The sequence below is a fragment of the Bradyrhizobium arachidis genome, assembly GCF_024758505.1.
In the GTDB taxonomy this organism is placed as follows: domain Bacteria; phylum Pseudomonadota; class Alphaproteobacteria; order Rhizobiales; family Xanthobacteraceae; genus Bradyrhizobium; species Bradyrhizobium manausense_C.
In genome coordinates this window covers 6,511,750-6,532,677 of sequence record NZ_CP077970.1, presented here as the reverse complement: position 1 = coordinate 6,532,677, position 20,928 = coordinate 6,511,750, and the positions used below count along the sequence as shown (strand labels likewise).

Genomic DNA, 20,928 nt, shown 5'->3' with positions numbered 1-20,928 from the left:
GAAGTCAGGACGTTTGCGATGATTGAAATGCCGCCGCTCAAGTTCGTGCAGACGAACGGAATCCGCATGGGCTATTACGAGGCTGGCCCGCAGACCGACAAGCCGCCGATGGTGCTCTGCCACGGCTGGCCGGAGCTCGCCTTCTCCTGGCGTTACCAGATCAAGGCGCTGAGCGAGGCCGGCATCCGCGTGATCGCGCCCGATCAGCGCGGCTATGGTGCGACCGACCGGCCTGATACGGTCGAGGACTACGACCTCGAACATCTGACCGGCGATCTCGTCGGCCTGCTCGACCAGCTCGGAATCGACAAGGCAATCTTCGTTGGCCACGACTGGGGCGGCTTCGTCGTCTGGCAGATGCCGCTGCGGCATCCCGCACGCGTCGCCGGCGTCGTCGGCGTCAACACGCCGCATTGGGACCGCGCGCCGGCAGATCCGATCGCGCTGTTCCGCCAGCGCTTCGGCGATCACATGTACATTGTCCAATTCCAGGATCCGGGGCGTGCGCCCGACCGGATTTTCGGCAGCCGCGTCGAGCAGACATTTGATGCGTTCATGCGCAAACCGGTCGCGCGCCCTGCGGATGCGCCGGAGGAAGAGCCGATTGCCGGCATTGGCGCTTCGGCCCGGATCAACCTGGCGTTTCCGCAGATGATAGCGAACTACGACGCGAAGCATGATCCGCGCACGCCAATCCTGTCGGCGGAGGAGAAGAAGGTGTTTGTCGACACCTTCACGAAGACCGGCTTTACCGGCGGCATCAACTGGTACCGCAACTTCACCCGCAACTGGCTGCGCTCGGCGGGACTGGACCATCACGTCCACGTGCCTTCGCTGATGATCATGGCCGAGAACGACGCCGTGCTGCCGCCGTCCGCAGCCGACGGCATGGAGAGGCTCGTGCCGGACCTGGAGAAGTATCTGGTCAAGGACAGCGGCCATTGGACGCAGCAGGAAAAGCCGGAGGAGGTCAGCGCCAAGCTGATCGAATGGCGTAGAAGGCGGTTCGGGTAATTCGTCATTGCGAGGAGCGAAGCGACGAAGCAATCCAGATCTGCGACCGCGGATACATTTCTGGATTGCTTCGCTACGCTCGCAATGACGACGTTGAATAACGAGGCAGGGGGATACGCAGGTCAATGTCATCCAAGAATCGTTTGAACCCGATTCCGCATCCGCCCACCAAGCCGGTGGTCGGCAACATGCTGTCGCTGGATTCGGCGGCACCGGTGCAGCACCTGACGCGGCTTGCCAAAGAGCTGGGGCCGATCTTCTGGCTCGACATGATGGGCGCGCCGCTCGTCATCGTCTCCGGCCATGACCTCGTCGACGAGCTCTCCGACGAGAAGCGGTTCGACAAGGCGGTGCGCGGTGCGCTGCGGCGCGTGCGCGCGGTCGGCGGCGACGGGTTGTTCACGGCCGATACCAACGAGCCGAACTGGAGCAAGGCGCACAACATCCTGCTGCAGCCGTTCGGCAACCGCGCCATGCAGTCCTATCACCCGAGCATGATCGATATCGCCGAGCAGCTCGTCAAGAAATGGGAGCGGCTCAATGCCGACGACGAGATCGACGTCGTCCATGACATGACCGCGCTGACGCTCGACACCATCGGCCTGTGCGGCTTCGACTACCGCTTCAACTCGTTCTACCGGACCGACTACCATCCCTTCGTCGAGTCGCTGGTGCGCTCGCTCGAAACCATCATGATGACGCGCGGCCTGCCGTTCGAGCAGATCTGGATGCAGAAGCGCCGCAAGACGCTTGCCGAAGACGTCGCCTTCATGAATAAGATGGTGGACGAGATCATCGCCGAGCGCCGCAAGAACGCGGAGGCGATCGACGACAAGAAGGACATGCTGGCCGCCATGATGACCGGCGTCGACCGCTCGACCGGCGAGCAGCTCGACGACATTAACATCCGCTACCAGATCAACACCTTCCTGATTGCGGGCCACGAGACCACCAGCGGGCTGTTGTCCTACACGCTCTACGCGCTGCTCAAGCATCCGGATATCCTGAAGAAGGCCTATGACGAGGTCGACCGCGTCTTCGGTCCGAATGTCGATGCCCGGCCGACCTATCAGCAGGTGACGCAGCTCACATACATCACCCAGATCCTGAAGGAGGCGCTGCGGCTGTGGCCGCCGGCGCCAGCCTATGGCATCTCGCCGTTGAAGGACGAGACGATCGGCGGCGGCAAGTACAAGCTCAGGAAGGGCACCTTCACGACGATCCTGGTGACGGCGCTGCACCGCGACCCCAGCGTCTGGGGCCCGAACCCCGACAATTTCGATCCCGAGAACTTTAGCCGCGAGGCGGAGGCAAAGCGTCCGGTCAACGCCTGGAAACCCTTCGGCAACGGCCAGCGCGCCTGCATCGGTCGCGGTTTTGCCATGCACGAGGCCGCACTCGCGCTCGGCATGATCCTCCAGCGTTTCAAGCTGGTCGATCATCAGCGTTACCAGATGCATCTGAAGGAAACGCTGACGATGAAGCCGGAAGGCTTCAAGATCAAGGTTCGCCCGCGCGCCGACCGCGAGCGCGGCACCTATGCGGGACCGGCGGCGGCCACAGTGAGCACAGGCGCGGCCACGCCGCGCGCCACCGCGCGTCCGGGCCACAACACGCCGCTGCTCGTGCTTTACGGCTCCAATCTCGGCACCGCCGAGGAAATGGCAGCGCGCGTCGCCGACCTCGCACAGGTCAACGGCTTCGCCAGCAAGCTCGCGCCGCTCGACAATCATGTCGGCAAGCTGCCGACGGAGGGCGGCGTGCTGATCTTCTGCGCCTCCTACAACGGCGCGCCGCCAGACAATGCCACGCAGTTCGTGAAGTCGCTGCATGGCGAGCTGCCGAAGGACGCCTTTGCAAAGGTGCGCTATGCCGTGTTCGGCTGCGGCAACAGCGACTGGGCGGCGACCTATCAATCCGTGCCGCGCTTCATCGACGAGCAACTCGCCGCCCACGGCGCGCGCAGCGTCCATGCGCGCGGTGAGGGCGATGCGCGCAGCGATCTCGACGGCCAGTTCGAGAAGTGGTTTGCCTCGGTTGCGCCAGCGGCGATGAAGGAGTTCGGGCTGGCCGCGAATTTCAGCCGCAGCGCAGACGACGAGCCGCTTTACAAGGTCGAGCCGGTCGCGCCCGGTGCGGTCAATGCGATCGCGGCACTCGGCGGCACAGCGGCGATGAAGCTCCTCGCAAATGACGAGCTCCAGAACAAGGAAGGTCCCAACCCGTCGGAGCGCTCAACCCGTCACATCGAGGTGCAGTTGCCGCCGGGCGTGACCTATCGCGTCGGCGACCACCTCAGCGTCGTGCCGCGCAACGATCCTGCACTGGTCGATGCGGTCGCCCGCCGCTTCGGCTTCCTGCCCGCCGACCAGATCAGGCTCGGGGTTGCCGAGGGGAGGCGCGCGCAATTGCCGGTCGGCGAGACCGTCTCGGTCGGCCAGCTCCTGACCGACTTCGTCGAGCTCCAGCAGGTCGCGACCCGCAAGCAGATCCAGATCATGTCGGAGCACACCCGCTGCCCCGTGACCAAGCCAAAACTTCTCGCCTTCGTCGGCGACGATGCGGAGGCGAGCGAGCGCTATCGCAGCGGGATTCTCGCCAAGCGAAAATCGGTGCTCGACCTGCTGCTGGAATATCCGGCCTGCGAATTGCCGTTCCATGCCTATCTGGAAATGCTGTCGCTACTGGCGCCGCGCTATTATTCGATCTCGTCCTCACCCTCGGTGGACCCCGCGCGTTGCAGCGTCACCGTTGGTGTTGTCGAGGGGCCGGCGGCGTCCGGCCGCGGCACCTACAAGGGCATCTGCTCGAACTATCTGTGCGATCGCCGGGTCGGCGACACCATCTATGCCATCGTGCGCGAGACCAAGGCGGGCTTCCGCCTGCCGGACGATTCCTCCGTGCCGATCATCATGATCGGGCCGGGCACGGGGCTGGCGCCGTTCCGCGGCTTCCTCCAGGAGCGTGCCGCGCGCAAGGCGAAGGGTGCCACGCTTGGGCCCGCGATGCTGTTCTTCGGCTGCCGCCATCCTGATCAGGATTTTCTTTACGCGGATGAGCTGAAGTCGCTGGCGGCCGGCGGCATCACCGAGCTCTTTACGGCCTTCTCGCGTGCCGACGGACCGAAGACCTATGTGCAGCATGTGCTCGCCGCGCAGAAGGACAAGGTCTGGTCCCTGATCGAGCAAGGCGCGATCATCTATGTCTGCGGCGATGGCGGCAAGATGGAGCCGGACGTGAAGGCGGCGCTTGTCGCGATCTATCGCGAGAAGACCGGCAGCGATGCCGCCGCCGGTGCCCGCTGGATCGAGGATCTCGGCGCGAAGAACCGCTACGTGCTCGACGTCTGGGCCGGCGGCTGACCGCGGATTGCGGTTCCTAGGGTGGGTTAGCTGAGCGGCTGCGCGAAGCGCAGGCCGCGCGGCGTAACCCGCCGCTTCTGTCGACGCGGATAGCAAAGAGGTGGGTTACGCCTTCGGCTAACCACCCTACGAATCTCTGCCGTGCTAGAACGCGTGTCATGATTCCCTGGCTCAAACTCGGCACCGCGCGCATTCCCGGCACCAAGGACGAACTCCGCCTGATGCGTCGCGGCAAGGAGTTCTCCATCAAGCTCGGGACCAACGAGCTGATGAACAGCCGTCTGTCGGGCTCGGAAGTGGCGCTCGCCACGCTCGCAGCGAAGAAGATCGAGAAGGTCGCTAAGCCGCGCGTGTTGATCGGTGGCCTAGGCATGGGCTTTACGCTCCGTGCTGCGCTCGGCGTGCTGGGGAAGCAGGCGAAGATCGTGGTGGCCGAGCTGGTTCCCGAGGTCGTCGCCTGGGCACGGGAGCCGATGGCGGAGATTTTTGGCGACAGCCTGGACGATCCCCGCGTCGAGATTCGTGAAGCCGACGTCGCACGGGTCATCGAAAGGCATCCGCTCACATTTGACGCCATCCTGCTCGACGTCGACAACGGCCCGGAAGGTCTCACCCGCAGGACTAACGACGCGCTGTACGACGTCGCTGGACTGAGAATTGCGCACACCGCGTTGCGGCGCGGCGGGGTCCTTGCCGTCTGGTCGTCCGGCCCGCATCCGAAATTCACGAGACGGCTTCAACAGGCCGGATTTGACGTCAACGAAGTCGCCGTCCGCGCCACCGGACGAGGCGGCGGCGCCCGGCACGTGATCTGGATCGCGACGAAGACCTGACGTGGTCGCCCAACGCGCCCGTCAGAACATCGTGTTGTTGTTCGCCGGATTTTCGGGGATGGGCTGAACGACGTCCCAGTGTTCGACGATCTTGCCATTCTCCAGCTTGAAAATGTCGACGATCGCGTTGCCCCTGGTGCCGGGCTCGCGAACCGCGTGAACGTGCAGGATGACATAGTCGCCATCCACGAAGCTACGCTTGATCTCGCCGTGCGAGTTCGGAAATTTCTCGCGCAGGAAGCCGATGAATTTGCGGAAGCCGTCGGGACCATCGGCGGCGTTCGGATTGTGCTGGACGTAGCGGTCGCCGACATGGGCGAGGGCTGCATCCGCGTCCTTCTGGTTGAGCCCCTTCTCGTAGAAGGCAAGCACGGTTTTGCGATTGGCCTCTTCTTGCGCGCTGGCGGCTATCGCGGCGCCGGACAGCATGAGCATTGAAGCGGCAATCATGGCGGCCGGCCGGACGATGAGATGCATGTGAGCTCCGAGAGGCCGCAGTCTCTTTCTTGCGATTGAGGGAGGCCTGTATAGCTTTCGCACCGGCTTACGTTAAGAGAGTAACCGGCAGCTCACATGGTCACCGTGAGGAGACCGCCTGCGTCGATCTACGCCGCCTTCGCCGCCGCGCGATGGGCGTGCTCGTCGATCGCGCCGATGATCTCGGGCCAGAAGCGCGCCGGCAGCGCGTGGCCCATGCCGTCGATCATCAACAGCTTTGCGTTCGGGATCGAGGCCGCGGTGTCCTTGCCGCCTTCGGGGCGCACCAGCGGATCGACGGTGCCGTGAATCACCAGCGTCGGCGCGGTCACCTTGTGCAGACGCTCTTTGCGGCTGCCTGAGGCCAGCACCGCACGCAACTGGCGGCCGACCCCGGCGGGGTTGAGGCCGCGGGCGAAGGTGCGCTCGGCACGGCCGGGATCGAGGGCTTCTTCTTCCGGAAAGCTTCCGACGCGCAGCACCTTCCAGGTCCTGCCGAAGCGCTCGATATATTCTTCCTTGCTGCGCGGCGGGGGTGCCATCAGCATCGCGGCCGCCTCCCGCGTCGGCGGCGGCACGCGCGGATTGCCCGTGGTCGACATGATCGAGGTGAGCGAGCGCACGCGCTGCGGGAACGATAGCGTCACCTCCTGCGCGATCATGCCGCCCATGGAGGCGCCGACCAGATGCGCGGACTTGATGCCGAGCGCATCCATCAGCCCGACCGTGTCCTTCGCCATGTCGATGAGCTTGTAGGTCGCTGCCACCGGAATTTTGAGGAACCGGAGCTTTAGCAGCTCGAACGGCGTCAGCCGCTTGCCGCCGGTCATGTGGCTGGACTTGCCGATGTCGCGATTGTCGAAGCGGATCACACGAAAGCCGCGTGCGGCGAGCTTTTCGCAGAACGCATCATCCCAATGGATCATCTGGGCGCCGAGACCCATGATCAGCAGCAGCGGCTCGGCATTCGCATCGCCGAAAATCTCGTAGCAGATGTCGATGCCGTTGGCGCGCGCGATCTGCGGCGGTTGATGGGCAGAGGCGTTCACGGACCGCTCCTTGGAAACCGGTTGGACGACCTCCGTTCTATCGCATGGTTTGCCGCCGCAAAGAAGCCTCGCGCGCGACATGGAGCCGCTTATCGCCGCCGCTTCTCCCGGGTTGACCGGCTCGCCGCAACGGTGTCGTATGGCGGAAAAAGAAGGGCATCCCAAAAGCCCTCGTGAGTGGAGGACGCCGATGACCGACAAGATCAACGACCCCGTTGCCATGTGGCAAAAAATGGTTGGCGAGATGGAGCAGGGCTTCAACTCCTTCGCCAACAAAGCCATGGCCTCGCCAGAATTCTCGCAGGCGATGAACCGCGTGGGAGGCGTTGCTGCAGGTGCTCAGAAGCAGCTCGGCGAGCTCATGGAGAAGTACCTCGTCACGATGAACCTGCCGAGCCGCGAGCAGGTCACAAGCCTGGCAGAACGGCTGCAATCCATCGAAGGCCAGATCGGCGAGATCAAATCGATGCTGAGCCAGATGGTCGCGAGTGCCGGCGTGGCGCAGGGCACCGACACCACGCCGCGGCCGCCGCGCACCAAGCGTCCACCGTCCGAGGGTGGAGAGCAGAAATGAACGCATCGACCACGCTGGATTTCGCATCGATCCCGGAACGCATCCAGTCCGAGGTACAGCGCGCGATCCAGCGCAGCATCAAGGGCGTCGAATATTTCTCGACCTCGGGCCCGACGCTCGGATCGACGCCGAAGGACGTGCTGCATTCGCGCGGCACGATGAGCCTCTATCACTACCGGCCGCAGTCCGACGAAGTCTACCGCATTCCGGTATTGATCGTGATGGCGACCACCAACCGCGGCTACATCCTCGACCTCGTGCCCGGCCAGAGTTTTATCGAATTCTTGCTCAAGCGCGGCTACGACGTCTACATGCTGGACTGGACCGCGCCCCGCCCGGAGGAGAAGAGCCTGCGCATGGAGGACTATGTCCTCGACTTCATCCCGGATTGTGTGCGCCGGGTGCAGCAGGATTCCGGCGAGACGGACGTCTCCGTCATCGGCTATTGTTTCGGCGGTGTGCTCTCGCTGCTCTACGGCTCGATCTTCAACGACGGGCCGATGAAGAATTTGATCTGCTTCACCACGCCGATCGACTTTCGCGAGATGAAGCTGTTCTCCAATTTCTCCGACCGTCGCTATTTCGACGTCGACCGCCTCGTCGACAGCGTCGGCAACGTGCCGCCGGAGATGATTTTGTCGTCCTTCGAGATGCTGCGCCCGGCTTCTCGCACCGTCAGCCAGATCCAGTTGTGGGAGAACATCTGGAACGACGAGTTCGTGAAGTCGTACCGGATGTTCGACCGTTGGGCGACCGACACGCTGCCGCTCGCGGGCGAGTATTTCCGCGCCATCACCAAGGACCTGATGTGGGACAACAAGCTGTTCAACGACAGCATGTCGGTGGGCGGGCGCGCGGCGAAGCTCGATAATATCAAGGTGCCGATTTTGCACGCGGTGGCCGAGCACGATCACATCGTGCCGTATGACGCGGCAAAACATCTGATCACCAAGATCGGATCGACGGATAAGGAAGAGGTGATGCTGAAAGGCGGTCACGTCTCCCTTGTCGCCGGCGCCAATGCCATCAAGCGGCTGTGGCCGAAACTGGACTCCTGGTTGGGAAAGAGATCGACATGAGCGAAGCGCGTTCCTATCCGCGTCACGTCAAGACCGAGGCTGGCGATATCGAGATCCGCCTGATGTCACCGCCAGACGAGCCTGCGGTGCTGGCCTTCGGCAAGGCGCTGCCGACCCACGATCTCCTGTTCCTGCCGCGCAACATCAGCCAGCCAAAAGTGCTGTCGGCCTGGGTCAAGGAGATCGAGCGCGGCGCGATCACGAGCCTGCTCGCCGTTAGGGGCGGCACGGTCGTGGGCTGCGGCACGCTGGTGCGCGATCCGCATTCCTGGTCGCCGCATGTCGGCGAGATCCGCATGGTGGTTTCGCTCGACGTGCGCGGGAAGGGGGTCGGGCGGGCGCTCTCGCAGGAGACGTTTGCGCTGGCCCTTGGCGCCGGCCTGGAAAAGCTGTCGGTCCAGATGACGGTCGACCAGCAGGCGGCGATCGCGCTGTTCGAGAGCCTCGGCTTCAAGGCCGAGGCGCTGTTGAGGGACCATGTCCGGGACGTCGACGGCAAGACCCACGACATCGTCGTACTCGGGCACAACATCGCGCAGGTCCAGGCCCAGATGGAGGCCTATGGGCTGCCAGGCGCCGTCCAGCACTGAAAAGCGCCGTCCAGCACTCGGGCCGGCTGGCCGCGCTGGGTTCCCGATCGGCTACCGAGGCAGCATCCTGCCTGCCGTTAAGGCTGTTCACGATTTCGTGATATCGCAACGCAACACGATTGTTGCGACGCACCATTAACCGTGCCATATAGGGGGTGCCCCGGGCCAATCCGGACGGGGTGAGCCCATAGCTCAACCCAATGAGGATGGAGAGACCCCATGACGACTGAAACCAATTCTGCTTTCGACGGCATCAAGGACGCCCTGAAGAACATCCAGAACCTGGAAGTTCCGGAGGCTGCCCGCGAGTTCGTCAAGAAGACCGCCAACACCGCGAAGGATCGCGCTGCCGAAGTGTTCGCTGGCTCCGAGCGGGTGACCGCCGCCATCGAGAACGCGGCGACGGAGTCCGTCACCGAGGCGGGCAAGATCAGCCGCAACATCCAGCAGGCGATCTTCCAGGACGCCGAGGCGTTCTTCGCCGGCATCGAGAAGCTCGCTTCCGCGAAGTCGCTCAACGAAGCCGTCCAGATCCAGTCGGACCTGCTCCGTGCCCGTGGCGAAGTGTTCGTCTCGCGCGCCAAGGCGACCACCGACTATCTCGGCAAGCTCGCCGCCAACAGCGCGAAGTCCGCTCAGGACAATTTTGCGAAGGTCTACAACAAGACCGCCTGATCGCGTTGCGTGAGTTGAGTTGAAACTGTGATTTCAGGGCCCGCTTCGGCGGGCCTTGTTTTTTGTGCCGTGCTCTCCCAGTCATTCCGGGGCGCCTCGAAGAGGCGAACCCGGAATCTCGAGATTCCGGGTTCGATGCTTCGCATCGCCCCGGAATGACGGATAATCTGCTTACGTCATGACCCCACCCGCCAGCTTCATCTTCGACACGCCCGGCGACGCGCAACGCGCGGCGGAACTGCGACGCGTGAAGGCGCTGGCAACCCTGGTGCTGGCCTCGACGCTAGCGCTGTTCGTGGTCGCAAAATGGCTGTTGAACGTGCATCCGGTGTTCGGCTTCATCGCGGCGTTTGCGGAAGCCGCGACCATCGGCGGGCTCGCCGACTGGTATGCGGTTGTCGCGCTGTTCAAGCGGCCGCTGGGCCTGCCGATCCCCCATACCGCGATTATCCAGAGCAATCAGCAGCGCATCGCCGAAAAACTCGGCGAGTTCATCGAGGTGCATTTTCTGGAAGCGGCCCCAGTCGAAGCCAAGCTGAGGCAGATCGACTTCGGCTCCTTCGTCGCCGACTGGCTGCGCGACCGCAAGCGCAGCGACGACCTCGCGCGCTTTGCGCTGCGCCTGTTGCCGGAGGCGGTGTCAGCGACCGAGACCTCCGGGCTGATGACCTTCATCATCCGCCGCATGTCGTCACAGCTCCAGTCGATCGATCTCGCGCCGCTCGCCGCCGGCACGTTGCGTGGTTTCGTGGAGGAGGGGCGGCATCAGGTGCTGTTCGACGATCTCCTGCGCGTGATGCACGACACGCTGACGGGCGCGGAGACGATGGCGATGATCCGCGAAAAGATCCGCGCGGAGCTGCCGACCCTGCTGCGGTTCTACCGCGCTGACAAATTCCTGGTGAACAAGATCGTGGCGTCGGCGACCGCCTTCTTCGAGGAGGTGCAGAGCGATCCCAAACATCCGTTCCGCGGCGAGTTCGATCGGATGGTGCTGAGCTTCGTCGACCGGCTCGGCACCGACCCGACCTACATCAATCGCATTGACGGCCTGAAGCGCGATCTGCTGGCACGGCCGGAGCTCGCCGATCTCGCCCGCACGGTGTGGTCCAACACGCGCGCCTTCATCGAGCGCAGCGCGTCCGGCGAAACGCAGGTGCTGCAGCATCATCTCGCGGGCATGTTCGTCGCGGCCGGCGAGGCACTCGCTGGCGATGCCGAACTGCGCGGCGAGATCAACAAGGGGCTGGTGGCGGTGCTGCGCAGCTTCATCGCCGACCAGAAGAGCGGCGTCTCGACCTTCATCTCCGATCAGGTGAAATCGTGGAATATGACGCAGTTGATTTCGCTGATCGAAATCAACATCGGCCGCGACCTGCAATACATCCGCTTCAACGGTTCGCTGATCGGTGGGCTCGCGGGACTGGCGCTTTACTCCGTAGAATTCCTGCTTCGTATGCTGTGACTATTACGTCACGGACGTTAGCATTAACGCCTGGGCCTATTGTGGCCTTGGGCCTCACCCGCTTGAATGTCGGGAACCGGCCGCCTAGCTGATTCATGTTGCGCTGCGGAACGATCAAGAAGCCGGCGTATTGGAATTCTCACCCATATGCCGGTCCCGATTCGCGGCCGGTGGCTTCTCCAGAGGAAACCTTGATGACCGCTACTGCCCAGACCCTGCGTCCGCCGTCCCGCACCCTGATGTTTCTGGAGGGGCGGGCGATTCACGAGCTGGGTGCATTCCTCGGCGCGCTGCCGCTGCTCTCGCTGGCGCCGCGCGGTGACGGCCATCCGGTGCTGGTGCTGCCGGGCCTCGTTGCCTCCGACATGTCGACACGGCCGCTGCGCAGCTTCCTCAAAGGCAAGGGCTATGCCGTCAGCGGCTGGCGCCAGGGCCGCAACTACGGCCTTCGTCCGGGCGTGCAGCACGCGATGGTCGATCTCGTCCACGAGCTCAACGACACCCACGGCCGCAAAGTCAGCCTGGTCGGCTGGAGCCTCGGCGGTCTCTATGCGCGTCAGCTCGCCAAGATGATGCCGGAGCGCGTGCGTCAGGTGATCACGCTCGGTAGCCCCTTTGCCGGCGATCCGCGCTCGACGAACGCGTGGCGCGTCTATGAGTGGGCGAGCGGTCGCAAGGCCGACGAGGAGGATCCGCGGTTCGGTGGCGCGCTCGCCGAGCCGCCGCCGGTGCCCACCACCGCTATTTTCAGCCGCACTGATGGCGTCTGTGCCTGGCAGGGCTGCATGGAAAAGACCTCGGCGCAGACCGAGAGCATCGAGGTCGAAAGCAGCCATTGCGGCATGGGCCATCACCCTGCCGTCGTCTATGCGGTCGCCGACCGTCTCGCACAGGACGAAGGCGAGTGGCAGCCGTTTGATCGCAGCGGCTGGCGCAGCATGGTGTACCTGAACCCGCATCGCTAGCTTTCTTCGCCTCTCCCCGCCCTTGTCCGCCGAAGCTTTAGAGAAGGCGGATGCGAGGAGAGTGAAAAGAGGCTGTGGAGCCCGGCTTTGGCATCAGCGCAAATCGCGCTATGCCTCGTCCATGGCGCATCCGCTGTCCCGCATCATCGACCAGCTCAAGCGCGAGCCGTCGCGCACCGGCTCCATCGTCATCACCCTGTTCGGCGATGCCATCGTTCCGCGCGGCGGCTCGGTGTGGCTGGGCACGCTGCTCGAATTCTTCGCCGGCCTCGACATCGACAGCGGTGTCGTGCGCACGGCGATGTCACGGCTCGCGGCCGACGGCTGGCTGACGCGCGAAAAAGTCGGCCGTAACTCTTTCTATCGCCTCGCCGAGAAGGGGCACCAGACGTTTGAGGCCGCCACGCGCCATATCTACGATCCGCCGCCATCCGACTGGACCGGGCGCTTCGAACTGCTGCTGATCGGCAATGGCGAAGACCGCGACGTCTCGCGCGAGGCGCTGCGCAATGCAGGTTTTGGCAGTCCGCTGCCCGGCGTGTGGGTTGCGCCGTCGGGCGTGCCCGTGCCGGACGAAGCTGCGGGCGCGATCCGGCTCGAAGTCTCCGCCGAGGACGACAGCGGCCGGCGCCTGCTCAGCGCGAGCTGGCCGCTCGATCGCACGGCGGACGCCTATCAAAAATTCATGAAGATGTTCGAGCCGCTCCGCGCCGCGATCGGTCGCGGGACGGCTCTCTCTGATGCTGACGCCTTCACCGCACGCATCCTCCTGATCCACTATTACCGCCGCGTCGTGCTGCGCGATCCCCTGTTGCCGGAGAGCCTGCTGCCGGCGGATTGGCCAGGCAGGGCGGCCCGCGCGCTCTGCGGCGAGATCTATCGCGCGCTGCTTGTGCCGTCGGAACAATGGCTTGATAGCCACGGAACCAATGAGAAGGGACCGCTGCCGCCGGCGCGCAAGGTGCTGGAACGCCGCTTTGATATCTGAATTTTTATGTTACAGAAATATATTGCATCGATAGATTCTTGTTATATATTGGCTCCCAATAAATCGGGAGGACGCGCATGTACACCCAGGCGCTCAACACGGCCGAGGCGGATGACCGCAACCTCGAGGACGCGGCACAAGCGGCTCGTTTCCAGGCGCGCATCGATGCCGAGGAGCGCATCGAGCCGAACGACTGGATGCCGGCGGCCTATCGCAAGACGCTGACCCGGCAGATCTCCCAGCACGCTCATTCCGAAATCGTCGGCATGCTGCCTGAGGGCAACTGGATTACGCGCGCGCCGTCGCTGCGCCGCAAGGCCGCGCTGCTTGCCAAGGTGCAGGACGAATGCGGCCACGGGCTCTATCTCTATGCCGCCGCCGAGACGCTCGGCACCTCGCGCGAAGAGCTGGTCGACGCCATGCTCGCAGGCAAGGCAAAATACTCCTCGATCTTCAACTATCCGACGCTGACCTGGGCTGACATCGGCACCATCGGCTGGCTGGTCGACGGCGCCGCGATCATGAACCAGATCCCGCTGTGCCGCTGCTCCTACGGCCCCTATGCGCGCGCGATGATCCGCGTTTGCAAGGAGGAATCGTTCCACCAGCGCCAGGGCTACGAGATCATGCTGACGCTGTGCCGCGGCTCCGACGAGCAGAAGGCGATGGCGCAGGACGCGCTCAACCGCTGGTGGTGGCCGGTGCTGATGATGTTCGGCCCGCCCGATGCCGCAAGCCAGCACAGCGACACCTCGGCGAAGTGGAAGATCAAGCGCTTCTCCAATGATGAGCTGCGCCAAAAATTCGTCGATGCCACTGTGCCGCAGGCGCAATATCTGGGCCTCACCATTCCCGATCCCGGCATGACGCAGGATGCCGAGGGCCATTGGCGCTACAGCGAGATCGACTGGACCGAGTTCAAGCAGGTGCTTGCCGGCAACGGCCCCTGCAACCGCGACCGCGTCGCCGCACGACGCAAGGCGCATGACGAAGGCGCCTGGGTGCGCGAAGCCGCCGCCGCTTATGCGGCCAAGCGCGCGCATCGTCAGACCGCGCAAGCCGCCGAATAGAGGAAATCATAATGGCCACGCCGAATACGCCCTTGTGGGAAGTCTTCATTCGCAGCCGCAACGGGCTCGCGCACAAGCATGTCGGCTCGCTGCATGCGAGCGATGCGACCATGGCGCTGCAAGCCGCGCGCGACATCTACACCCGCCGCGGCGAGGGCCTCTCGATCTGGGTCGTGCCGTCGACCGTGATCACCGCCAGCGATCCCGCCGAAAAGGGCATGATGTTCGAGCCGGCGGAATCCAAGGTCTACCGGCATCCGACCTTCTACGACGTGCCCGAAGAAGTGGGGCACATGTGATGTCCGTCGCCAACATCCAGGTCTCCGAAGCACCGCTGGTGCTCTACACACTGCGCCGCGCCGACGATGCGCTGATCCTTGGTCACAGGCTGTCGGAATGGTGCGGGCACGCGCCGATGCTGGAAGAAGACATGGCGCTCTCCAACATCGCGCTCGACCTGATCGGCCAGGCGCGCGAGCTTTATAGCTATGCGGCCAAGACGGAGGGCAAGGACAACGACGAGGACAAGTTCGCCTATTTGCGCGACGTGCGGCAGTACCGCAATCTGCTTCTGGTCGAGCAGCCCAATGGCGATTTTGCGCAGACCCTGGTGCGGCAGTTCTTCTACTCGGCCTTCGCCGATCTTTTTTGGCGCGCGATGATGACGTCGAGCGACGCGACGCTCGCCGCTGTCGCCGCCAAGTCGGAAAAGGAGAGCGCCTACCACCTTCGCCACGCTTCGGAATGGATCATCCGTCTCGGTGACGGCACTGAGGAAAGCCATGCCCGCGCACAAACCGCGATCGATCAGCTCTGGGCCTTCACCGGCGAGATGTTTGCGGTCGACGATAGCGAGCGCGGCCTGATCGACGCCGGAATTGCGATCGATCCGGCCCCGTTGCGCGAGCGCTGGCTGAAGACGATCACGAGCGTGGTGACAGAGGCGACGCTCACGCTGCCGCAGAACAACTGGATGCAGCAGGGTGGCCGCTTCGGCCGGCACAGCGAGCATCTCGGCCATCTCCTGAGCGAGCTGCAATCGATGCAGCGCACGTTCCCGGGGCAGACATGGTGACCGTAACAGACAGCGACCTGCGTCAGCGCGCCTGGGACGCGGCGGCGAGCGTCGTCGATCCCGAAATCCCGGTGCTGACCATCGCCGACCTTGGCGTGCTCCGCGACGTCGCGCTCGCGGGCGACCGGGTCGAGGTCGCGATTACCCCGACCTATTCCGGCTGTCCGGCCATGAACATGATCGCGCTCGAGATCGAGCTTGCGCTGGAGCGCGCTGGCTTTCGCCAGCCGAGGGTCCGCACCGTGTTGTCGCCGGCCTGGACAACCGACTGGATGAGCGAAGAGGGCCGTCGCAAGCTGCGGGATTATGGCATCGCGCCACCACAGGCCTCGAATTCGCGTCGCGCGCTGTTCGGCGAGCAGAGCGTGGCCTGTCCGCAATGCGGCGCCGCAGACACCGAGCTCCTGTCTGAATTCGGCTCGACCTCCTGCAAGGCGCTGTGGCGCTGCAAGTCCTGCCGCGAACCCTTCGACTACTTCAAGTGTCATTGACCATGTCAGCAGCCGCTCCCCGCTTTCATCGCCTTTCCGTCAGCGATCTCCGCCGCGAGGCGTCCGACGCGGTGTCGATGACCTTTGCTGTCCCGGCGGAGCTTGCGAACGATTACGGCTTTGCGCCGGGCCAGTATCTCACGCTGCGCACGATGCTCGATGGCGAGGAGGTGCGGCGCTCCTATTCGATCTGCTCCGGCCCCGATGATGGCGAGATGCGCATCGCCGTGAAGAAGGTCGACGGCGGCGCATTCTCGAGCTGGGCCGCGGACGAGCTGAAATGCGGCGACGAACTCGACGTGATGACGCCGACCGGCCGCTTTGGCGTGATCCCGGCGACGGAAACGCCGCGCACCCATGTGGGCTTTGCCGCCGGATCCGGCATCACGCCGATCCTGTCGATCGTCAAGGGCGTGCTGGCGCGGGAGCCGAAGAGCCGCTTCTTCCTGTTCTATGGCAATCGCGCGAGCGCCAACATCATGTTCCTCGAAGCGCTGGAGGAATTGAAGGACCGCTTCATCGATCGCCTCTCGATATTCCACGTCATCTCCGGTGAGGATCAGGACATCCCGATCCTGCACGGGCGGCTGGACGGTGAGAAGGTGAGGGTGCTGCTGCGCTCGTTGGTGCCGGCCGAGAGCGTCGACCACGTGTACGTTTGCGGTCCGCTCGGCATGAGCGATGAGATCGAGACGACCTGCCGCGAACTCGGCATCGCCGAGGACCGCATCCATGTCGAGCGGTTCGTCTCCGAGTTCGGCGGCAAGCCGCGGCCGAAGAAGGTGGTTGCTCCCGACGCGCCGCCGAAGGCAGTGGCATCGCTGATCATCGACGGCAAGCGCCGCGAGGTTCCGGTCGCGGAAGGAGAGGCGATCCTCGATGCCGCGTTGCGTGCCGGCGTCGATCTGCCCTTCGCCTGCAAGGGCGGGATGTGCTCGACCTGCCGGGCCAAGCTCGTCGAGGGTGAAGCGCCGATGGACATCAATTATTCGCTGGAGCCGTGGGAGCTGGAGGCCGGCTTCGTCCTCACCTGCCAGGCCAAGCCTTCGTCCGAGCGGGTCGTGGTCGACTATGATCATGTCTGAGAGGGCGGATCAGGCTCCCATGATGCAAATGCGTCGCATTATTTGACTCAATCGATCGGGCGGCAGAACATCATGCGAAAAGATCCAGCCGGGAGAGACGCGTGAACGTCAAAGCAGCCTTGTCGCCTGAAGATGTCGCTCGCGCCTGTGCTGACGCGATGTGGGCCGAGGACGATGCCTCCAAGGGCCTCGGCATAGAGATCGTCGAGATCGGTCCGGGCCATGCGACACTGGCGATGACGGTGCGGCCGGACATGGTGAATGGCCAGCGCATTGCGCATGGCGGCTTCATCTTCACGCTGGCCGATTCCGCCTTTGCGTTTGCCTGCAACTCGCACAATGAGCGTGTGGTCGCCGCACAAGGGCAGATCACCTTCATCAGGCCGGGCAGGCTCGGCGACCGGCTCGTCGCCACAGCGCGCGAGATTACCCGCGGCGGCCGCTCCGGCATCTATGACGTGCGCGTCACGGTCGGTGACACCGTCATAGCCGAATTCCGCGGGCATTCGCGTGTCATACCGGGCACGTGGCTGCCGCCGGCGCAAGATCAAAAAGACTAAGCCAAGAAAAGCATCAAGAAAACAGATGTGGGGAAACGCAGATGGCTCTGACCAGGCTCAAGGCAGGCGGCGGCACCTATAGCGCCGAGATGGACGCACATGAGCGCGCATCCCGCGACGAGATGCGGACGTTGCAGACGCAGCGCCTCGCCTGGTCGCTGAAACACGCCTACGACAACGTCGCGCATTATCGGAAGGCTTTTGACAACGCCGGCGTGCACCCGTCCGATTTCAAGGAGCTGTCCGATCTCGCGAAGTTTCCGTTTACGGTGAAGACGGATCTGCGGGACAACTATCCCTTCAGCATGTTTGCGGTCCCGCGCGAAAAACTGGTGCGGGTACACGCATCGTCGGGCACGACGGGCAAGCCAATCGTGGTCGGCTATACCCAACGCGACATCGACACCTGGTCGGAAGTGATGGCGCGCTCGATCCGTGCCGCTGGTGGCCGCACCGGCATGATCATCCACAATGCCTATGGCTATGGCCTGTTCACCGGTGGTCTCGGTGTGCACTACGGCGCTGAAAAGCTTGGCTGCACTGTCGTGCCGATCTCCGGCGGCATGACCGAGCGGCAGGTGCAGCTCATCAACGATTTTCGCCCCGACATCATCACGGTGACGCCGAGCTACATGCTGGCGATCCTCGACGAGTTCAAGCGGCAGAAGCTCGACCCGCGGCAGTGCTCGCTCAAAGTGGGCATCTTCGGCGCCGAGCCCTGGACCAACGCGATGCGCGGCGAGATCGAGGATGCCTTCGACATGGATGCGACCGACATCTACGGTCTCTCCGAGGTGATCGGCCCCGGCGTCGCGCAGGAGTGCATCGAGACCAAGGACGGTTTGCACATCTGGGAGGACCATTTCTATCCTGAAGTAATCGACCCCGAGACCGGCGCCGTGCTGCCCGACGGCGAGAAGGGCGAGCTGGTCTTCACCTCGCTAACCAAGGAAGCCTTCCCCGTCATTCGCTATCGCACCCGCGACCTGACGCGGTTGTTGCCGGGCACGGCGCGACCCGGCATGCGGCGCATGGAGAAGGTGACGGGCCGCTCCGACGACATGATCATCCTGCGCGGCGTCAACCTGTTCCCGACCCAGATCGAGGAGGTGCTGCTCGCGACCGACTGGTGCGGGGGCCACTTCATCCTCGAACTGACGCGGGAAGGCCGCATGGACGAGCTGACCATCATCGCCGAGGCGCGGCCCGAGAGCTGGGACGGCCGCGGACTCGTGGACCATGCCGACCGGATCTCGACCCACATCAAGAATACGATCGGGATCTCATCCAAGGTGAAAGTGGTTGCGCCCGCCACGCTGGAGCGCTCGCTCGGCAAGGCCAAGAGGCTGTTCGACAAGCGGCCCAAGGAGTAGAGCACGGATTGACTTGACCGGTCCCAAAGGCGACAAGGCCCGCGAGAGAGAGCGGGCCTTCCGATGTCAGGAACCGAAACTAAGTCCGTTGAAGCGCGCTGCGTGCGCCTCAATGCCAAGGCCGAAAATGCCGCGGCGCTGGCACCCAGCGTCGAGCAGCACGAGCTCGCGCGTGGGTCCAGCGACCTCCTGATCGAGGTGAAGGCCGCCGCCGTCAATCCTTCCGACGTGAAGGCCGCGACAGGGCTGATGCCCTACGCCGTATTCCCGCGCACGCCGGGCCGTGACTATGCCGGCGTGGTCATCGACGGCCCGGCCGGTACGATCGGACGCGAGGTGTTCGGCTCGTCCGGCGATCTCGGCATCCGCCGCGACGGCACCCATGCGACGCATCTCGTCGTCGAGGCGGACGCGGTGGTCGAGAAGCCGGCATCCATCTCCTGGGAGGAAGCCGCCGGGATCGGCGTGCCTTTCGTGACCGCCATGGAAGGTTTTCGCCGCGCCGGCGTGCCGAAGGCGGGCGAGACCGTGCTTGTCATGGGCGTCAACGGCAAGGTCGGACAGGCCGCCGTGCAGATCGCGACCTGGCAGGGCGCGCGCGTCATCGGCGTGGTGCGCAAGGCCGAGGCCTACGAAGGTCACAGCAACGCGACGATCGAAGTGATCGATGCTTCCGCGACCGACATTGCCACACGCGTGCGCGAACTGACGTCCGGCAAGGGCGCGGACATCGTGTTCAATACCGTCGGCGATCCCTATTTCCAGGCCGCGCACAAGTCGCTCGCCTTGCGCGGCCGGCAGATTTTGATCGCAGCGATCGACCGTATCGTGCAGTTCAACATCCTCGAATTCTACCGGGGACAGCACACTTATGTCGGCATCGACACGCTCGGGCTGTCGTCGACGGCAACCGGCGCTGTGCTCCGCGATCTCGGGCCGGGCTTTGCCAGCGGGCATCTGAAGCCGTTCCCGATCAAGGCAAACGCGATCTATTCGCTGGACCGTGCCAAAGAAGCGTATGTTGCCGTCGCCGGTTCGTCGCGGGACCGCGTGATCCTGCGGCCGTAACGCATCGCCATGATGGAAACCACCGCTCAACTCGTCGTCCTCGCAGGCCTTGCCATCGGCCTTGTCTACGGTGCAGTAGGCCTCTTGAGCGGCTTTTGCCTGATGAGCAGCATGCGCGGCGTCCTCGCCGAAGGCGACGGCCGCCTCATGCGCACCTATGCGCTGGCAATTGCAGTTGCGATTGCCGCCAGCCAGCTTCTTGCCGGTAGCGGCCTGGTCGATGTCGCCAAGTCGATCTACCTGCAATCGACCTTCTCGGTGCCGGTGTTGTTCCTCGGCGGTCTCCTGTTCGGCTACGGCATGGTGCTGTCGAATGGCTGCGGCTCGCGCGCGCTGGTGTTGCTCGGTCGCGGCAATCTCCGCTCGTTCGTTGTCGTGATAGTGCTCGCCATTGCCGCGCAGATGACGCTGAAGGGCCTGATCGCCCCGGCACGGATCGCCATGGTGTCGTCGTCGCAGACCACGATGTCAGCGAATTCGCTGCCGGCGCTGGTGTCGGCGCTTGGCCTTAGCGACGCCGTCGCGCGGACGCTTGCCGCGCTGGTCGTCGCGGGCCTCCTGGCCATCTTCGCGTTCGCGCATGGCGGCTTCCGCCGGTCAGCGGGACAGATCGCGGCGGGCGTCGTGGTCGGGCTTCTGGTCGCCGGCGGCTGGTACGTCACCGGCTATCTCGGCGCCGACGACTTCAACCCGGTGCCGTTGACATCGCTCACCTTCATCGCGCCGATAGCCGACGCGTTGCAGTACGCCATGCTGTCGACGGGACTGACACTCAATTTCGGTATTGCGACCGTCGCGGGCGTATTTGCCGGCAGTCTGGTGACGGCACTCGCAACGGGCCGCTTCCATCTCGAAGGCTATTCTTCGCCGCGGCACATGCTGCGCTCGGCCGGCGGCGCCGCGCTGATGGGCATCGGTGGTGTGATGGCCTTTGGCTGCTCGATCGGGCAGGGACTCACAGGCCTCTCGACGCTGTCGCTGGCCTCTCTTGTCGCGGTTGCCGGCATTCTGCTCGGCACCACCGCAGGCCTGCGCGGAGCGCTTCGAGTCCAGCCGCTCGCGATGGCCTGACCGCGCGAGAGCCGATCGCCGAGCGTCGCAAGGCCGATGCCGACGACGATCAATCCGGCCGCGA

The 20,928-nt window shown here is 64.2% G+C and carries 21 protein-coding genes; 19 read left to right on the top strand and 2 right to left on the bottom strand.

Translation table 11 applies throughout. From position 1 onward, the window contains the following. Positions 1–18 precede the first annotated feature (18 nt). The 3 genes from KUF59_RS30180 (at position 19) to KUF59_RS30170 (ending at position 5,209) form a co-directional block, all read left to right on the top strand. Positions 19–1,014: an alpha/beta fold hydrolase gene (locus KUF59_RS30180; protein WP_212455829.1), complete on the top strand. Its 996-nt coding sequence runs from the start codon at positions 19–21 to the stop codon at positions 1,012–1,014. Positions 1,015–1,139: 125 nt separating this feature from the next. Continuing rightward, positions 1,140–4,376, top strand: a complete 3,237-nt coding sequence (locus KUF59_RS30175) for a bifunctional cytochrome P450/NADPH--P450 reductase (RefSeq protein ID WP_212455828.1) — start codon at positions 1,140–1,142, stop codon at positions 4,374–4,376. A gap of 158 nt (positions 4,377–4,534) precedes the next feature. Continuing rightward, positions 4,535–5,209: a spermidine synthase gene (locus tag KUF59_RS30170; protein ID WP_212455827.1), complete on the top strand. Its 675-nt coding sequence runs from the start codon at positions 4,535–4,537 to the stop codon at positions 5,207–5,209. Between the two features lie 21 nt (positions 5,210–5,230). Here KUF59_RS30170 and KUF59_RS30165 read toward each other — a convergent pair whose 3' ends face one another. Next, positions 5,231–5,686: a nuclear transport factor 2 family protein gene (locus KUF59_RS30165; RefSeq protein ID WP_212455826.1), complete on the bottom strand. Its 456-nt coding sequence runs from the start codon at positions 5,684–5,686 to the stop codon at positions 5,231–5,233. Between the two features lie 128 nt (positions 5,687–5,814). Then, positions 5,815–6,735, bottom strand: coding sequence for an alpha/beta fold hydrolase (locus KUF59_RS30160; RefSeq protein WP_212455825.1), 921 nt, complete (start codon positions 6,733–6,735; stop codon positions 5,815–5,817). Between the two features lie 190 nt (positions 6,736–6,925). Here KUF59_RS30160 and KUF59_RS30155 point away from each other — a divergent pair, with 190 nt between their 5' ends. The 16 genes from KUF59_RS30155 to KUF59_RS30080 all read left to right on the top strand — a co-directional run bounded on the left by KUF59_RS30155 (position 6,926) and on the right by KUF59_RS30080 (position 20,864). Continuing rightward, positions 6,926–7,309: a hypothetical protein gene (locus KUF59_RS30155; protein ID WP_212455824.1), complete on the top strand. Its 384-nt coding sequence runs from the start codon at positions 6,926–6,928 to the stop codon at positions 7,307–7,309. Continuing rightward, the gene (locus KUF59_RS30150) at positions 7,306–8,388 is read left to right on the top strand and encodes a PHA/PHB synthase family protein (protein WP_212455823.1); all 1,083 of its coding nucleotides are present in this window, start codon (positions 7,306–7,308) and stop codon (positions 8,386–8,388) included. Before KUF59_RS30155 ends, KUF59_RS30150 begins: the two co-directional genes overlap by 4 nt. Further along, positions 8,385–8,978 carry a GNAT family N-acetyltransferase gene (locus KUF59_RS30145; RefSeq protein ID WP_212455822.1) on the top strand — a complete coding sequence of 198 codons (594 nt, stop codon included), beginning with the start codon at positions 8,385–8,387 and terminating at the stop codon, positions 8,976–8,978. The genes KUF59_RS30150 and KUF59_RS30145 overlap by 4 nt, the downstream gene beginning before the upstream one ends. Positions 8,979–9,197: 219 nt before the next feature. Then, positions 9,198–9,653 (top strand): phasin, encoded by a 456-nt coding sequence (locus KUF59_RS30140; RefSeq protein WP_212402226.1) that lies wholly within the window; start codon positions 9,198–9,200, stop codon positions 9,651–9,653. A gap of 178 nt (positions 9,654–9,831) precedes the next feature. Beyond that, positions 9,832–11,118 carry a DUF445 domain-containing protein gene (locus KUF59_RS30135; protein ID WP_212455821.1) on the top strand — a complete coding sequence of 429 codons (1,287 nt, stop codon included), beginning with the start codon at positions 9,832–9,834 and terminating at the stop codon, positions 11,116–11,118. Positions 11,119–11,312: 194 nt separating this feature from the next. After that, positions 11,313–12,083, top strand: a complete 771-nt coding sequence (locus KUF59_RS30130; protein WP_212455820.1) for an esterase/lipase family protein — start codon at positions 11,313–11,315, stop codon at positions 12,081–12,083. Positions 12,084–12,204: 121 nt separating this feature from the next. Further along, on the top strand, positions 12,205–13,071 hold the full coding sequence (gene paaX, locus KUF59_RS30125) for a phenylacetic acid degradation operon negative regulatory protein PaaX (protein ID WP_212455819.1): 867 nt from the start codon (positions 12,205–12,207) through the stop codon (positions 13,069–13,071). Between the two features lie 77 nt (positions 13,072–13,148). Then, the gene (gene paaA, locus KUF59_RS30120; RefSeq protein WP_212455818.1) at positions 13,149–14,141 is read left to right on the top strand and encodes a 1,2-phenylacetyl-CoA epoxidase subunit PaaA; all 993 of its coding nucleotides are present in this window, start codon (positions 13,149–13,151) and stop codon (positions 14,139–14,141) included. An 11-nt stretch (positions 14,142–14,152) separates the two neighbouring features. Next, positions 14,153–14,440 (top strand): 1,2-phenylacetyl-CoA epoxidase subunit PaaB, encoded by a 288-nt coding sequence (gene paaB, locus KUF59_RS30115; protein ID WP_212455817.1) that lies wholly within the window; start codon positions 14,153–14,155, stop codon positions 14,438–14,440. Next, the gene (gene paaC, locus KUF59_RS30110; protein ID WP_212455816.1) at positions 14,440–15,216 is read left to right on the top strand and encodes a 1,2-phenylacetyl-CoA epoxidase subunit PaaC; all 777 of its coding nucleotides are present in this window, start codon (positions 14,440–14,442) and stop codon (positions 15,214–15,216) included. The genes paaB and paaC overlap by 1 nt, the downstream gene beginning before the upstream one ends. Continuing rightward, on the top strand, positions 15,210–15,707 hold the full coding sequence (paaD, locus tag KUF59_RS30105; RefSeq protein ID WP_212455815.1) for a 1,2-phenylacetyl-CoA epoxidase subunit PaaD: 498 nt from the start codon (positions 15,210–15,212) through the stop codon (positions 15,705–15,707). The genes paaC and paaD overlap by 7 nt, the downstream gene beginning before the upstream one ends. A 2-nt stretch (positions 15,708–15,709) precedes the next feature. Beyond that, positions 15,710–16,792, top strand: coding sequence for a 1,2-phenylacetyl-CoA epoxidase subunit PaaE (gene paaE / locus KUF59_RS30100; RefSeq protein ID WP_212455814.1), 1,083 nt, complete (start codon positions 15,710–15,712; stop codon positions 16,790–16,792). Positions 16,793–16,893: 101 nt separating this feature from the next. After that, positions 16,894–17,352 carry a hydroxyphenylacetyl-CoA thioesterase PaaI gene (gene paaI, locus KUF59_RS30095; protein ID WP_212455813.1) on the top strand — a complete coding sequence of 153 codons (459 nt, stop codon included), beginning with the start codon at positions 16,894–16,896 and terminating at the stop codon, positions 17,350–17,352. 41 nt (positions 17,353–17,393) lie between these two features. Beyond that, complete coding sequence (gene paaK, locus KUF59_RS30090; protein WP_212455812.1) at positions 17,394–18,725, top strand: phenylacetate--CoA ligase PaaK; 1,332 nt, start codon at positions 17,394–17,396, stop codon at positions 18,723–18,725. Positions 18,726–18,788: 63 nt separating this feature from the next. Beyond that, a complete protein-coding gene (locus KUF59_RS30085) occupies positions 18,789–19,793 on the top strand; it encodes a quinone oxidoreductase family protein (protein ID WP_212455811.1) in 1,005 nt (334 codons plus the stop codon). A 12-nt stretch (positions 19,794–19,805) separates the two neighbouring features. Beyond that, positions 19,806–20,864, top strand: a complete 1,059-nt coding sequence (locus tag KUF59_RS30080) for a YeeE/YedE family protein (protein ID WP_212456016.1) — start codon at positions 19,806–19,808, stop codon at positions 20,862–20,864. Positions 20,865–20,928: the final 64 nt, after the last annotated feature.